Raw genomic sequence first — 14,665 nt, 5'->3', positions numbered from 1 at the left:
CTCCTCGGGATCTAGAGCGCGATGTCGACGTCGCCGACGGGGACGGTCACGCAGATCTGCACGTCCTCCTGCTCGGCACTCGACACCGCTTGGGTGATCAGATTTTTCACCGCGCCGCGGGTCTTGCGGCGGGTGCAGCTGTGGCAGATGCCCATCCGGCATCCGCTTTCCGGTGTGAGCCCGGCGGACTCGGCCTGCTCGAGCAGCGGCCGCCCGTCGTCGACGAGCTCAACGCCGCTGTCGGTCAACGAGATCCGACCGCCGGACGCCTGCGCCGCCGTATCGAACACCGGCGGCACGAAGCTCTCCGAGTGCACGTTGCGGCAATGCGCACGCACCGCATCGACCAGAGCCGGTGGGCCGCAGACGAACACCGCCTCGGGGTCGGGCATCGCGGCAGCCAGGTGTTCGGGGCCGAATCGGCCGTCGAGGTCCGAGCCCGCCGTCGCCCTGGTGTAGCCGTGCAGCACACGCACGCCTCGCATCGCCGCGAGTTCGGTGCGGTAGCACGCTTCGTCGGCCGAACGTGCGAAGTGGATGAACGCGATCTCGCCGGTGAAGCCCGTGGTCCGCAACGTGCGCAGCATCGACATCACCGGCGTGATGCCGCTGCCGCCGGAGACGAACAGGATGCGCCGCGGCAGCGCATCGGGCAGCACGAAGTCGCCGCCAACCGAATCCAGCCCGACGACCATGCCCGGCCGGGCGTGCTCGCAGAGGTAGGTCGACACCAACCCGCCGTCGTGCCGGCCGATGGTCAGTTCGATGTGTGAGGCGCCCTCGGCGCTCGCAGGTGAGTAGGGCCTCCTCCGGCGACGACCGTCGATCTCGACAGTGAGGTTGATGTGCTGGCCGGCGCGGAAGCCGGAAAACGCCCGGTTGGGCTCGAGAGTCAGGGTGACGCTGCGCGGAGTTTGCCTGCGCACCGCGACGATCTCGGCCCGGGCGTCGCCCGCGGTCCAAGTCGGAACGACCAGCTCGGTGTACCGGTCCACGCCATGCGGGCCGGTCAGCAGATCGAGCAGTTGGGTGAACATGTGTACACCGTGCGTGACGCCAGCGGATCGCGTCAACCAATTCGAGCAGCTTGTGGTAGGTTTCACATAGTGAACAGTCGTACGCCCAGTTCACGAACGAGTCGATCTTCTCGTTCGGGTAAGTCGCGTTCCCGCGACACCCTGTCGCGCGAGGAGCGCAAGGAGGCCACCCGGCGGGCCATCGTCACGGCGGCCATGAAGCTGCTCGAGGACCGCAGCTTCGCCGCACTGAGCCTGCGCGAAGTCACCAGGGAAGCCGGCATCGTGCCCGCGGCGTTCTATCGGCACTTCGAGTCGATGGAGGCGCTCGGCCTGGTGCTGATCGACGAGTCGTTCCGCAGGCTGCGCGACATGCTGCGCAGCGCAAGGACGGGCAGGCTCGACCCGAACCGGGTGATCGAGTCCTCGGTCGACATCCTGATCGACGGCGTGAACTCCGACCGCGAACACTGGCGGTTCATCGGCCGTGAGCGCTCCAGTGGCGTGACGGTGTTGCGGTACGCGATCCGCACCGAAATCCGGTTGATCACCTCCGAGTTGGCGATCGATCTGGCCAGGTTCCCCGGGCTGAACACGTGGAGCGGTGAGGACCTCAACATCCTCGCCAGCCTGTTCGTCAACGCGATGATCGTGATCGCCGAAGCCATCGAGGACGCCAACGACCCGGCGGCCATCGACGAGATCAAGCGCACCGCGGTCAAGCAGTTGCGGATGATCGCCGTCGGCGTCAGTGGGTGGCGCAGCGACGGCTAGCGTGAGGCGCATGTCGCACCTGGAATTGACCTACCCGCGTCCCGACATCGCCGTGCTGACGTTGAACCGGCCCGACAAGCTCAACGCGCTGAACTTCGATCTGGTCGAGGAACTGCACGCGGCCCTCGACGACATCGGCGCCAGCAACGAATGCCGCGTCGTGGTGCTCACCGGTGCCGGACGCGGATTCTGCTCGGGCCTGGACCTGACCGACCCGAATCCGGCGCGGGCGGGCGGCGGCATCGAGTTCCCGCGGTCGGGCATGCGCTGGCAGGAACGCATCGCGAACCTCACCGCGAAGATCCACCGGTTGCGGCAACCGGTGATCGCGGCGGTCAACGGTCCCGCGTACGGCGGCGGTTTCGGCATCGCGCTGGCGTGCGACATCCGCCTGGCCTCGGCGACGGCCCGGTTCTGCACGCCGTTCATCAAGCTCGGCCTCGGCGGCTGCGACATCGGCGTCAGCTACACGCTGCCCCGCATCGTCGGTGCCGGGCAGGCGTTCGACCTGATCCTCACCGCGCGAGCGGTCGACGCCGACGAGGCGCTGCGGTTGGGCATCGTCTCGCGAATCTGCGACCCGGTGCTCGACGAGGCGCTGGCCATCGCCGAAACACTCTGCAGCTACGGCAAATTCGGCGTCGAATCGACCAAACAGGTGCTGTGGGCCAACCTGGAGGCCGCCAGCCTCGAGGCCGCGTTGCATGTCGAGAACCGCAGCCAGATCCTGGCGTCCACCAGCGGCGAGATGCTCGGGGCGGCTAGTGCGGTGTTGCCCCGCCGTCGGCAATGATGCCCTGACCGGTGATGTAGCTGCCGGCGTCGGAGGTCAAAAGCAAAGCAGCGCCGACCATTTCGTCGGGCGTGCCCAACCGCCTCATCAGCGTGCCGCCGACCATCCCTTCGATCACCTCCGGCGGGTTCTGCTGCATCATGTACGTGTCGATCGGCCCAGGGGCGAGCGCATTGACGCGGATGCCGAAGTGCACGAACTCCGCGGCCATCGACCTGGTGAACGACATCATCGCCGCCTTGGCCGACGAGTAGATCGACAGCATCGGCGAAAAGATGAACGCACCGATCGACACCATGTTCAGCACCGCGGCGTGCTCGCTGGCCTTCAGATGCGGCAGCGCTTCCTGCACCAGGAACACCGGACCGCGCACGTTGACGTCGTACGACTTGGCCAACGCATCGGCGTCGATCTGGCCGAGCGGTTGGGCCAGCGGGTTCGCGGCGTTGTTGACCACGACGTCCACGCCGCCGAACTCGTCGACCGTCCGCTGCACCAGCGCACGCAGCCCGTCGAGATCGCCGAGATGCGTCGGCACGCCGATGGCCTCGCCGCCGAGGGAACGCAGATGTTCGGCAGCCTGTTCGCAGGCGTCGGGTTTCCGGCTGGCCACCGCCACCCGCGCGCCTGCGAGCACATAGCCCTCGGCCAGTGCGAGGCCGATTCCCCGGGTGCCACCCGTCACGATGACAGTGCGGCCGGTCATGTCGAAAAGACGGTCGAACGCTTCGCGATTCACGCCGCTCAGTAGAACAGATCCGGATTGGCGGCCACGTACTGCTCGACGGTTTGTGCGGGCCGACCGGTGATCTGCTCGACGTCGTCGGTGGCCCGGTCGTAGCGACCGTCTCGGTGCAACCGGGCCATGGTGGCGAGGTGCTGCCGGACATGGTCGGGAAGGCCGGCGGGCCCGAGCACGTCGCGTTCCCATGCGTCGAGCGGGACATCCTGGCCCGTGATCGGGCGGCCCAGCGCCCGGCCGTATTGCTCGGCGAGCCCGTCGACGTCGAGCGCCTCGGGGCCGGTGAGTTCGACCACTCCGCCGAGCCGGTCGGACGGGTCGCGCAGCAGGGCGGCGACGACGCGGGCGACGTCGTCCGCGGTGACCGGTGAGGTGCGCCCGGTCCCGAACGGCAGCGCCAGCACGCCACGCTCGCGAAGCCCCGGTTTGGCCAGCATCGTGAACAGCGGGTTGTCGAGGAAAGTGGTTGGCCTGACATGGATCACCGGCAGACCCGACCAGTTCAGGACGTGCTCGGCCAGCCAATGCAACCGGTGCTGGTTGGACTCGTCGGTGCTCGTCAACGTCATCTGCGACACCGTCATCTGCGACATGTTCACGAGCGCGTCGAGTCGGCCGCGGTCAAGTGCCACCGCGCACACCTCCGTCGTCGCCCGCAGGTAGTCGGGCGACACGCTCATGTTGAAGAACATCCGCTGCACACCGGCGATCGCGTCGACGATGTCGGCGGCGCGGGGCAGATCGCCGACGACCACCTCGGCGCCCGTCGCCCGCAGCTGGTCGGCGCGTTCGTCGTCGCGGTGCACCATGGCCCGCACCTGCGCGCCGTCCTCGAGCAGCAACTGCACGACACGACGACTGACGCTGCCGATGCCGCCACCTGCTCCGGTGATCAGATATGTGGCACTCACCAGCCCATCCTGCCAGCACTTCGTTTTTCGGCCTGTCGATAGCCGGCCAGCTGGCCGAATTCGTTTTGCTCCATCGGCAAGGACCACGATCCCGGATGCATGTAACGACGACGGCGATACCGGCGATAACCTGGGTTGCCGGGGGTGCCCTCCGGCTCATGGCAACGTTGTCTGATTGGTCACATCGGGGATGAAAAATGATTGTGGGAAAAGGATTTCGTATTTTGTAGCGATCTTGATACAGCTCGGTTAGATTGCCATCGGCAACCACACTCACCGGATCTGTGCTCGGCGCGACTCTCAGCGGGACCCGCCGCATCCTCAGATCGCCGACCGGGTCGATGCGTTTGCTACTTGATGGTGTGCAGGGGGCATGCGATGCGCACCTGCGTTGTCCGGTTTCTACGTGAGGGTTGTCGTGTCCGCTGGCATCAAGAAGTGGTGTCGCATCAGCCTCGCCGCGCTGGCGTGTGCACTGTTAGCTGTCGTCATGACGTGTAATGCGCCCGCGGGCGCCGTCGTCGGTTGGCATCAGCCCATGACGCCGCCGCTGACTACGCCGTGGACTCACTTGGTCGGACCCGACAACGCGCTGCCCGACTACCCACGCCCGCAGATGACGCGGACCCGTTGGCGCAACCTCAACGGCGTCTGGGATTACACCGGCAGATCCGCACGCAACGCGCTGCCTGCCCCGCCCGCCCCCAACGACTACACCGAGCGGATTCTGGTCCCCTATCCGACGGAGTCCGCGCTGTCCGGCATCCAGCGTCACGACGAACAGATGTGGTACCGCAAGGTGTTCAAGCTGCCCAGCGACTGGCTCGGACGCCACGTGCTCCTGCATTTCGGTGCCGTCGACCAGATCGCCACGGTGTGGGTCAACAACCACGAAGTCGCCCACCATGAAGGCGGATACACCGAGTTCACCGCCGACATCACCAAGGCGCTGCGCTTCCCAGGCGCACAGGAGATCGTCGTGCGGGTCGACGACCGCAACGAGTCCAACGCGTTCCCGGTCGGCAAGCAGCGCAACGCGCCCAAGGGGCTGTTCTACACCGGGTCGTCAGGGATCTGGCAGACCGTGTGGATCGAACCGGTGCGCGCCACCCACATCGACAAGCTCGACATCACCCCCGACCTGACGAGCCTCACGGTGACGCCCCGGGTCACCGGCAAGAAGAACGAGCGCGCCGAGGTGGTGGTCTCCGCACCCGGTGGCGCGGTGGCGTCAATGGCGACCGGTGAGGCGGGGCAGGCGGTGCGCCTGCCGATGCCGAACGCGCGCCTGTGGTCCCCGGACGATCCGTACCTCTACGACATCAAGGTCCGGCTGGTCAGTCCGGCGGGCAAGGTCGTCGACGAGGTGTCCAGCTATGCCGGGCTGCGCACCATCGGGACTGTCAACGACGCCAAGGGCAGACCGCGAATCGCGTTGAACGGCAAGATGGTGTTCCTGCACGGACCGCTTGATCAGGGCTACTGGCCCGACGGGCTCTACACCGCACCCACCGACGATGCACTGAAGTTCGACCTCGAGCAGACCAAGGCGTTCGGGATGAACTTCGTGCGCAAGCACGCCAAGGTGGAACCGGCGCGGTGGTACTACTGGGCCGACAAGCTGGGACTGCTGGTGTGGCAGGACATGCCGTCGCTTTACGTGTCGCTCGACATACCGGTCGGCCCGCTGCCGGATCCGCCGCCGGAGGCGAAGGCCAATTTCGAACGCGAACTGATGGCGATGATCGACCAGTTGCGCAGCGTGACCTCGATCGTCGGCTGGGTGCCGTTCAACGAGGGCTGGGCCGAATACGACACCGCCAGGATCGCGGGCGCGGTGAAGGCGGCCGACCCGACCCGCATGGTCGACGCGAACAGCGGGGTGAACTGCTGCAAGTCGCGCCCCGACAGCATGGCGGGCGACATCTACGACGACCACACCTACGTCGGTCCCGGCCATCCGCCCATGGCCGACGACCGCGACCGCCGGGTACGCGTGCTCGGCGAGTACGGCGGGCTCGGGATGGTGCTCGACCAGAATCGGTGGCCCGGACCACCGGAGGCCTACGAGATGGCCCCGGATGCAGCGAAATTGACCGAGCGCTACGTCAAGATCAGCCAGGAACTCGAGGACGTCATCCGCAACGGCGGCCTGTCGGGTGCGATCTACACCCAGACGACCGACGTCGAGAACGAGGTCAACGGGTACATGAGTTACGACCGCCGGGTGATCAAGATGCCTCTTGCGGTGATCGCCGATCGCAATCGCGCGGTGATCGCGACGGGGACGGATCCGGGCGACCGTCGCTGACCAACGCGCGGCGGGTGACGAATTCGCGACCCGCGACCTCGAGGCGGTGCGCCAGCAGTTGCAAGGGCCGCGAGAAATCGTCGGGCGCCACCTCGACGAGGTCCGGGTACAGCGGATCGTTGTGGATCGGCAGCCCCAGCGAGGCCATGTGCAGACGAAGCTGATGGGTGCGGCCGGTGCGTGGCGTCAGCCGATACAGCCCGTCGCCTGCGTGCTCGATCAGCGTCTCGGCGTTCGGCTCCCCCGGCTCGGCTACTGCCTGTAACTGCCCACGCCGCTTGACGATTCGGTTGCGCACGACGATCGGGAAGTCGAGGCTCGGATCGACGTCCGCGCGCGCGAGATACGTCTTGCGGACTTCGCCGCGCGAGAACAGCGTCTGATACCGGCCGCGAACCTCACGCCGTGTGGTCAACAGCAGCACGCCCGCCGTGAGCCGGTCCAGCCGGTGCGCAGGCGACAGTTCCGGTAGGTCGAGTTCACGCCGCAACCGCACCACCGCCGTCTGCGCGACGTGTCTGCCGCGCGGCATGGTCGCCAGGAAGTGTGGTTTGTCGACCACGACGATGTCGTCGTCGCGGTAGAGCACCGGTATGTCGAACGGCACCGGGACCTCGTCGCGCAGCTCGCGGTAGAAGTAGACATGCGAACCGGCGGGCAGTGCGGTGGTCGGGGTGACGACGGTGCCGTCGGGCAGAACCACTTCTCCGGCAAGCACTTTCGCCGCGGCGTCGGCTCCCCAGCGGGCCAGGAACTCGTCCACCACCAGGCCGCCGCGCAACCGCACCCGCGCCGGGCCGAGGCCGTCGCGCACCGGAAGCGGTGCCGGTCTCAATTCAGCGGAACCGGCTCGAGGATCTCGGCGCGCGCCTCGGGAGCGGCGGCGCGCAGCGCGTCGGCGGACTCGTCGTCGGGTTGCTGCTGCGAGCGGACCTCGGCGTCGACCCGCGCGATGTAGGTGGCCACCTCGCGGTCGACGTCCTCGGCGCTCCAACCCAGCACGGGCGCAACGACTTCGGCGACCTCCCTGGCACAGTCGACGCCGCGGTGCGGGTACTCGATCGAGATCCGCATCCGGCGGGCCAAAATGTCCTCCAGATGCAGCGCGGCCTCGGCCGCTGCGGCGTACCAGGCCTCGACCTTCAGATACACCGGCGCCTCTGTGATCGGCGTCAACAGTTCGGGCCTGCCCTTGGCCATCGCGAGCACCTCGCCGATCAGCGAACCGTAGCGGTCGAGCAGGTGGCGCACCCGGTACGGGTGCAGACCGTAATGCGCACCCACACTTTCGGTCTGGTTCACCAGCGCGAAGTAGCCGTCGGCGCCCATCAGCGGCACCCTCTCGGTGATCGAGGTCGCGACACGGGCGGGGATGAACTCGGCGGCCGCGTCGATCGCGTCGCCGCCCATCACCCGGTAGGTGGTGTACTTGCCGCCTGCGATCGCGACCAGGCCAGGGGCGGGCACCGCCACCGCGTGCTCGCGCGACAGCTTGGAGGTCTCCTCGCTCTCCCCCGCCAGCAGCGGCCGCAGGCCGGCGTAGACGCCGTCGATGTCGTCGTGCGTCAGCGGCGTCGCCAGCACGGTGTTGACGTGGCCGAGGATGTAGTCGATGTCGGCCTTGGTGGCCGCCGGGTGGGCCAGGTCGAGGTTCCAGTCGGTGTCGGTGGTGCCGATGATCCAGTGCGTGCCCCACGGGATGACGAACAGCACCGACTTCTCGGTGCGCAGGATGATCGCCACCTCGCTGACGATGCGATCGCGTGGCACCACCACGTGCACGCCCTTCGAGGCCCGCACCCGGAACCGTCCGCGTTGTTTGGACAGCGCCTGGATCTCGTCGGTCCATACCCCGGTGGCGTTGACGACGACATGGCCGCGCACCTCGGTCACGTCGCCGTTCTCCGAATCGCGGACCCGCACGCCGATCACCCGGTCACCCTCGCGCAGCAGCGACACCACCTGGGTGGAGGTCCGCACCACCGCGCCGTAGTGGGCCGCGGTGCGGGCCACCATCATGGTGTGACGCGCGTCGTCGACGACGGTGTCGTAATAGCGGATGCCGCCGATCAGCGACGTCCGCTTCAGTCCCGGCGACAACCGCAGCGCGCCGGCGCGGGTCAGATGCTTTTGTGCGGGAACGGATTTCGCGCCGCCCAACTGGTCGTAGAGGAAGATGCCCGCGGCGATGTAGGGCCGTTCCCACCATCGATGGGTGAGCGGGAACAGAAACGGCAACGGTTTGACCAGATGCGGCGCGAGTGTGGTCAGCGACAGTTCCCGCTCGTGCAGCGCTTCGCGCACCAACCCGAACTCCAGTTGTTCGAGGTAGCGCAGCCCGCCGTGGAACATCTTGCTGCTGCGACTCGACGTGCCCGACGCGTAGTCGCGGGCCTCGACGAGCGCGACCTTCAGACCGCGTGTCGCCGCGTCGAGGGCGGCGCCCGCGCCGACCACGCCGCCACCGATCACGACGACGTCGAACTGCTCGGTGCCGAGCCGCTGCCACGCTTGTTTGCGCTGCTCCGGGCCGAGCAACGTCTCACCATTGACCGTGGTCGGGTCGCTCACTTCGAATGGATCCCTTGTTACTCGTCGGTACGGTTGTCCATTCACAGGTTACGGGTTAGTCGAGATCGTCGTGTGTCATCAACCTGCGGGCCGCCTCGACGATGGAGCCGGACAGCGACGGGTAGACCGACAGCGTCTGCGCCAGGTCGGTGACCGTGAGGTTGTTCTGCACGGCGAGCGCGATCGGCAGGATCAGTTCGGAGGCGATCGGCGCGACCACCACACCGCCGATCACGACGCCGGTCGCCGGCCTGCAGAAGATCTTCACGAAGCCCAGCCGCAGCAGCGACATCTTGGCCCGCGCGTTGGTGTTCAGCGGCAGCGTCAGGGTGCGCGCGGCGACCGTGCCGTCGTCGATCCGCGACTGCGGAACGCCCACCGCGGCGATCTCCGGCCTGGTGAACACCGCGGCCGCCACCGTCCGCAACCGGATCGGGCTGACCGCCTCGCCCAGCGCGTGATACATCGCGATGCGACCCTGCATGGCGGCCACCGACGCCAGCGGCAGCAGCCCGGTGCAGTCGCCGGCGGCGTAGATCCCCGCCGCCGAGGTGCGTGACACCCGGTCCACGGTCAGGTAGTTGCCCTGCCCGAGCGTGATGCCGACCTTTTCCAGACCAAGGCCCGACGTGTTGGGCACCGAACCGACCGTCATCAGCGCGTGGCTGCCCTCGACGGTGCGCCCGTCGGCCATCCTCACCAGCACTCCATCGGACGTCCGCGTCACCGATTCGGCCCGCGCGTTCTTGACGAGCTTGACGCCGCGTTCAGCGAACGCCTCCTCCAGCACCGCGGCGGCGTCAGAGTCCTCGTGCGGCAGGATCTGGTCGCGGCTGGCCACCACCGTCACCGGGACACCGAGTTCGGTGTAGGCGTTACAGAACTCGGCACCGGTGACGCCGGAGCCGACGATGATGAGGTGCTGGGGCAGCTCGTGAAGGTCATAGAGCTGACGCCAGTTCAGGATTCGTTCCCCGTCGGGCACCGCATTGGGCAGCACCCGCGGGCTGGCGCCGGTGGCGATCAGCACGACGTCGGCCTTCAGTGTCGCGACCCTGCCGTCGACCGTCGTGACCTTCACCCGGTGCTGCGCCAGCCCGGAGGTGTCGTCGACCAGTTCGCCGCGACCGGCCACCACGTTGACGCCTGCGCGCAGCAGTTGATGACCGATGTCGGTCGACTGCGACTTCGCCAGCGTCTTGACCCGGTTGTGGATCTGGTCCAGCGAGATCTTCGCGTCCTCGATCGCGATGTCGAAGCCGAGCGGCGACGCGCGACGCAGTTCGGTGCGCACTCCCGTCGACGCGATCAGCGTCTTGGACGGCACGCAGTCCCACAGCACGCAGGCGCCTCCGATGCCGTCGGAGTCGACGACGGTGACCTCAGCCACCTCACGGCCCCGTGCGGCCGCGACGAGCGCCGCCTCATAGCCGGCGGGTCCGCCGCCGATGATCACGATGCGGGTTGCCACCGCCCTAACCTAACGAAGCCAGAGGTTGGCCGCCCAGCCACTGGGCGAAGCCTTAGGCTTTCCCCGTGACGCTGTACGCCGCCTACGGATCGAACATGCATCCGGAGCAGATGTTGGAGCGCGCTCCCCACTCACCGATGGCGGGGACGGGGTGGCTGCACGGCTGGCGGCTGACGTTCGGCGGCGAGGACATCGGTTGGGACGGCGCGCTGGCCACCGTCGTCGAGGATCCCTCGTCGAAGGTGTTCGTCGTGCTCTACGACATGACGAAGGAAGACGAAAAGAACCTCGACCGCTGGGAAGGTTCAGAGCTGGGCATCCACAAGAAGATCCGGTGCCGCGTCGACCGGACATCGTCGGACACCAGCTTCGAACCGGTGCTCGCGTGGCTGTACGTGGTGGACGCCTGGGAGGGCGGCATCCCGTCGGCGCGCTACCTCGGTGTGATGGCTGACGCCGCCGAAATCGCCGGTGCGCCAGCGGAATACGTGCACGATCTGCGCACCCGCCCGGCCCGCAACATCGGCCCGGGCACAACCTAGCCCGGTCTCCCCGGCGAGCGACCGTGTCTGCACATCGACACGCGGCGGTTTGTTGGCATTTCGCGGTCGCTCACGCCGCGCGGGCATGACGAAGGTGTCTGTCGATGCGGCCAACGAAGTCCCACGCCCGGTATCTGACGTCTTCGAACACGATCGCGAAGACGGTCCATCCGACGTCCTGCAGGGCGGCCTGACGTCGGCGGTCTCGTCGCATCGCCTCGGGGCCGCTGTGCCAGTCCTCGCCGTCGTATTCCACCGCCAGGCGCTGCTCCGGCCAGGCGAAATCGACGCGACGCCACTCGCCGTTGCCGTCGAGGATCTCGTGCTGCAGCACCGGCAGCGGCAGCCCACCGTCGATCATCTTCAGTCTGGCTTCGCTCTCCATGGGTGATTCGGCCAGGCCGTCCGCAACCGGAATCAACTCGCGGACGGCGACGATGCCGCGCCGTCCCGCTTGCTGGGCAGCGGCCTGCGACAAATCGGCGCGCTGGCATGTCCCGCTGCGCAGCGCGGCGTCCAACGTCGCCAAAGCGCGAGGCCGGTGAACACTGCGAGCCACCTCGACGGCCGTCCACGCTGGCGACGTGGCGAGACGCTCACTTACTCTGACCAACGGTGCGCCGTCGCGCCGGTGAACTACGAGGCCGTCCGCATTGCGCAACCGCGAACCGGGCGGACTGAGCACATGCAGATCGGCGGGCTGTTCGGTATCGAAGCCGTGAAGTGCCGCCGCCGTGGAGAGGCAGACCGGAACAGGGGTACCGCAGGCGAAGTCCAACCCGCGCAATCGGGTCAGGTCGTCCGGCTCGCCTCGGCAGTAGATGCCTTGCCACATCCGTTCCAGCACACCGGAATTAACCATGGCTTCGAATTTCCGCCTGCTGAGGTGCGTCAGAATTTGGCCGCTGCTCGCGATCCCGTTCTGACGGTCGAACAACGCGTCGAGCTCTGGATGCACACCTCAGATCGTCACCCGCGGACTCACCCGGCGGGAGCGCCAACCGACCGCCCTGTGGATAACCCGCGGCGAGCGACCGCAAAATGCCAGCGGTACACGGCGTGTCGATGTGCAGACACGGTCGCTCGCGCCAAGGAGCGTCAACTCAGAACTGGGCGGCCTGGTCGATGATGTTGACCAGCACCCGCACCCCCACCGCCAGCGCGCGCTCGTCGAGGTCGAACGTCGGCTGATGCAGATCGAGTTGCGGGCCTCGGCCCGACCACACGCCGAGGCGGGCCATCGCGCCGGGCACCTCTTCGAGATACCACGAGAAGTCCTCGCCGCCACCGGACTGGCGGGTGTCGCACAGGACGTCGGAGCCGATCGCCTCGATGGCGTGGGTGAGGATGCGCGTCGAGATCTCCTCGTTGACCACCGGCGGCACACCGCGCCGGTACAGCAGCGTGTGCTCGATGCCGAGCGGCGCCAGCAACGACGAAACAATCTCGTGCACAATCGATTCCAGCGAATCCCAGGTGTCGCGGCTGGCCGTGCGGATGGTGCCCGCCAGCGTGCCGGTCTGCGGGATGGCGTTGGCGGCCACGCCCGCGTTCACCGCACCCCACACCATCACCGTGCTGTTGCGCGGGTCGATGCGCCGCGAAAGGATGCCGGGCACGCCGGTGATCAGTGTGCCCAGCCCGTACACCAGGTCGCCGGTCAGATGCGGACGCGACGTGTGCCCACCGGGCGACTGCAGCGTCACTTCGAGTTGGTCGGCGGCCGACGTGATCGGCCCGGCCCGCAGCGCCACCTTGCCGACAGCCAGTCGCGGGTCGCAGTGCAACGCGAAGATCCGTGACACCCCGGTCAGCGCACCCGCCGCGATCGCGTCGATCGCGCCGCCCGGCATCAGCTCCTCGGCGGCCTGGAAGATCAGCCGCACGCCGACCGGCAGTTCGGGCACCGACGCCATCGCCAGCGCCGCGCCGAGCAGCACCGCGGTGTGCGCATCGTGGCCGCAGGCGTGCGCGACGTTGGGCACCACCGACGCGTACGTCGCCCCGGTGCGCTCGGCCATCGGCAACGCGTCCATGTCGGCGCGCAGCGCGATCCGCGGGCCGTGCTCCGGCCCGAAATCGCACGTCAACCCGGTTCCGCCGGGCAGCACCTTCGGGTTCAGCCCCGCGTCGGCCAATCGGGATGCGACGAATTGGGTGGTCGCGAACTCCTGGCGGCCCAACTCCGGGTGGGCGTGGATGTGCCTGCGCCAGGCGACCAGGTCGTCGTAGTGGGCGTCCAGCCACAACTCGGTGGCATCGGAGAGGCTCATGCGCGATCCGCCTCCGCTACTCGCTCGCAGAGGCTCATGACGCCCTCCTCGCCTGCAGGTCGAGCACCCGATCCCGCTCGGCTGGCGTCTCGGCCAGGCTGACGACGGTGCGGGCCAGCATGATCGCGCCCTCGACGACCGCCTTGTCCGCGCTGGGCCCTGCCGCCGCGGCGGCGAATGCAGGCTGGTGAATCGACGCACCGCCCGCCTCGACGCCGACGATCGGATGGATGCCCGGCATCACCTGCGTGACGTTGCCCATATCGGTGCTGCCCAACGGCAACGTGGCCTCGACGCTTTCCGGAACGGGAGTGCGGCCCAACCGGACCATCTCGCCGCGGAACACCGACGCCAGCCACTCGTCCGGCGCCAACTCGGCATAGGCGGGCGCGGTCTCGGTCACCGTGTGCGTGCAACCCGTGCCGACGGAACCGGCCGCGAAGCAGCCGGCCATCTTGTCCTCGAGGTCACGCAGCGACTCGGAGTTGGCCGCGCGCATCGTGTAACGCAGTTCGGCACGCGCCGGAATGACATTGGTCGCCTGCCCGCCGTCGGTGACGATGCCGTGCACCATCTGCCCCGGAGCCAGATGTTGGCGCAACAGGCCGATCGCGACCTGCGCGACGGTGACCGCATCGGCGGCATTGACACCGAGGAACGGCGCGACGGCGGCGTGTGATTCCTGGCCTGCGTAGCGCACCGTCACCTCGGACAGTGCCAGCGAGCGCGCCGCGGCGATGTCGACGGGCCCGGGATGCAGCATCACCGTCACCGCGATGTCGTCGAACGTTCCAGCCTTGAGCAGCAACGCTTTTCCGCCGCCGGCCTCCTCGGCGGGCGTTCCGACCAACGCGATTGTCAGGCCGAGGTCGTCGGCGACGTCGGCCAGTGCCAGCGCGGTGCCGACAGCCGATGCGGCGATGATGTTGTGCCCGCACGCATGTCCGATTTCGGGCAGCGCGTCGTACTCTGCGCAGATGCCGATCACCAGCGGGCCGCTGCCGTAGTCGGCACGAAACGCGGTGTCCAGGCCGCCGACGGCCCCGGTGACCGCGAACCCGCGCTCGGCGACCAGCGATTGCGTCTTGGCGCAGCTGCGATACTCGGCGAACGCGAGTTCGGGTTCGGCGTGAATCGAGTGCGACAGTTCGACCAGATCGCCGCTGCGCCGGTTGACGGCGTCTTCGACGCTTGTCGACGCGGTCGCGGTGGGCATCTCAGCAGTATCTCACTGTCCCGACGGCCGCCCGGCCGACGGCTA

13 protein-coding genes are annotated in these 14,665 nt (G+C 67.9%); 4 read left to right on the top strand and 9 right to left on the bottom strand.

The window, feature by feature from the left end; genetic code table 11:
• Positions 1-11: 11 nt before the first annotated feature.
• Positions 12-1,037: a ferredoxin reductase gene (locus C1A30_RS12200; RefSeq protein WP_101948571.1), complete on the bottom strand. Its 1,026-nt coding sequence runs from the start codon at positions 1,035-1,037 to the stop codon at positions 12-14.
• 69 nt (positions 1,038-1,106) lie between these two features.
• On the opposite strand from C1A30_RS12200, the gene C1A30_RS12195 reads away from it, so the two are divergent.
• The gene (locus C1A30_RS12195) at positions 1,107-1,790 is read left to right on the top strand and encodes a TetR family transcriptional regulator (RefSeq protein WP_101948570.1); all 684 of its coding nucleotides are present in this window, start codon (positions 1,107-1,109) and stop codon (positions 1,788-1,790) included.
• Positions 1,791-1,800: 10 nt separating this feature from the next.
• On the top strand, positions 1,801-2,583 hold the full coding sequence (locus C1A30_RS12190; RefSeq protein ID WP_101950149.1) for an enoyl-CoA hydratase/isomerase family protein: 783 nt from the start codon (positions 1,801-1,803) through the stop codon (positions 2,581-2,583).
• Here the strand turns inward: C1A30_RS12190 and C1A30_RS12185 are convergent.
• Both C1A30_RS12185 and C1A30_RS12180 read right to left on the bottom strand, forming a co-directional pair.
• Complete coding sequence (locus C1A30_RS12185; protein WP_101948569.1) at positions 2,552-3,322, bottom strand: SDR family NAD(P)-dependent oxidoreductase; 771 nt, start codon at positions 3,320-3,322, stop codon at positions 2,552-2,554. The genes C1A30_RS12190 and C1A30_RS12185 overlap by 32 nt on opposite strands.
• 5 nt (positions 3,323-3,327) lie before the next feature.
• Positions 3,328-4,236: an NAD(P)H-binding protein gene (locus C1A30_RS12180; protein WP_235009838.1), complete on the bottom strand. Its 909-nt coding sequence runs from the start codon at positions 4,234-4,236 to the stop codon at positions 3,328-3,330.
• 490 nt (positions 4,237-4,726) lie between these two features.
• Here C1A30_RS12180 and C1A30_RS12175 point away from each other — a divergent pair, with 490 nt between their 5' ends.
• Positions 4,727-6,547, top strand: a complete 1,821-nt coding sequence (locus tag C1A30_RS12175; protein ID WP_101950147.1) for a glycoside hydrolase family 2 protein — start codon at positions 4,727-4,729, stop codon at positions 6,545-6,547.
• On the opposite strand, the gene C1A30_RS12170 is transcribed toward C1A30_RS12175, so the two are convergent.
• From C1A30_RS12170 to C1A30_RS12160, 3 genes are read right to left on the bottom strand one after another with little or no spacing between them, the layout of a single operon-like run.
• Positions 6,468-7,382, bottom strand: coding sequence for a pseudouridine synthase (locus C1A30_RS12170; protein WP_200828244.1), 915 nt, complete (start codon positions 7,380-7,382; stop codon positions 6,468-6,470). The two genes, C1A30_RS12175 and C1A30_RS12170, sit on opposite strands and share 80 nt — an antisense overlap.
• Positions 7,379-9,118, bottom strand: a complete 1,740-nt coding sequence (locus C1A30_RS12165) for a glycerol-3-phosphate dehydrogenase/oxidase (RefSeq protein ID WP_101948567.1) — start codon at positions 9,116-9,118, stop codon at positions 7,379-7,381. Before C1A30_RS12165 ends, C1A30_RS12170 begins: the two co-directional genes overlap by 4 nt.
• A 55-nt stretch (positions 9,119-9,173) precedes the next feature.
• Positions 9,174-10,589, bottom strand: coding sequence for an NAD(P)H-quinone dehydrogenase (locus tag C1A30_RS12160; RefSeq protein WP_101948566.1), 1,416 nt, complete (start codon positions 10,587-10,589; stop codon positions 9,174-9,176).
• A 65-nt stretch (positions 10,590-10,654) separates the two neighbouring features.
• Between C1A30_RS12160 and C1A30_RS12155 the strand changes: the two genes are divergently transcribed.
• Complete coding sequence (locus C1A30_RS12155) at positions 10,655-11,131, top strand: gamma-glutamylcyclotransferase (protein ID WP_101948565.1); 477 nt, start codon at positions 10,655-10,657, stop codon at positions 11,129-11,131.
• Positions 11,132-11,201: 70 nt separating this feature from the next.
• Here C1A30_RS12155 and C1A30_RS12150 read toward each other — a convergent pair whose 3' ends face one another.
• The 3 genes from C1A30_RS12150 to C1A30_RS12140 form a co-directional block, all read right to left on the bottom strand.
• Positions 11,202-12,089: a DUF559 domain-containing protein gene (locus C1A30_RS12150; protein ID WP_101948564.1), complete on the bottom strand. Its 888-nt coding sequence runs from the start codon at positions 12,087-12,089 to the stop codon at positions 11,202-11,204.
• 145 nt (positions 12,090-12,234) lie between these two features.
• A complete protein-coding gene (locus tag C1A30_RS12145; RefSeq protein ID WP_101948563.1) occupies positions 12,235-13,404 on the bottom strand; it encodes an amidohydrolase in 1,170 nt (389 codons plus the stop codon).
• A 34-nt stretch (positions 13,405-13,438) separates the two neighbouring features.
• Positions 13,439-14,620 (bottom strand): M20 family metallopeptidase, encoded by a 1,182-nt coding sequence (locus C1A30_RS12140; protein WP_101948562.1) that lies wholly within the window; start codon positions 14,618-14,620, stop codon positions 13,439-13,441.
• Between the last annotated feature and the right edge of the window lie 45 nt (positions 14,621-14,665).

The sequence above is a fragment of the Mycobacterium sp. 3519A genome (assembly GCF_900240945.1).
In the GTDB taxonomy this organism is placed as follows: domain Bacteria; phylum Actinomycetota; class Actinomycetes; order Mycobacteriales; family Mycobacteriaceae; genus Mycobacterium.
Note: the sequence above shows the minus strand (reverse complement) of the source record. Positions and strands in the feature narration are given on the sequence as shown.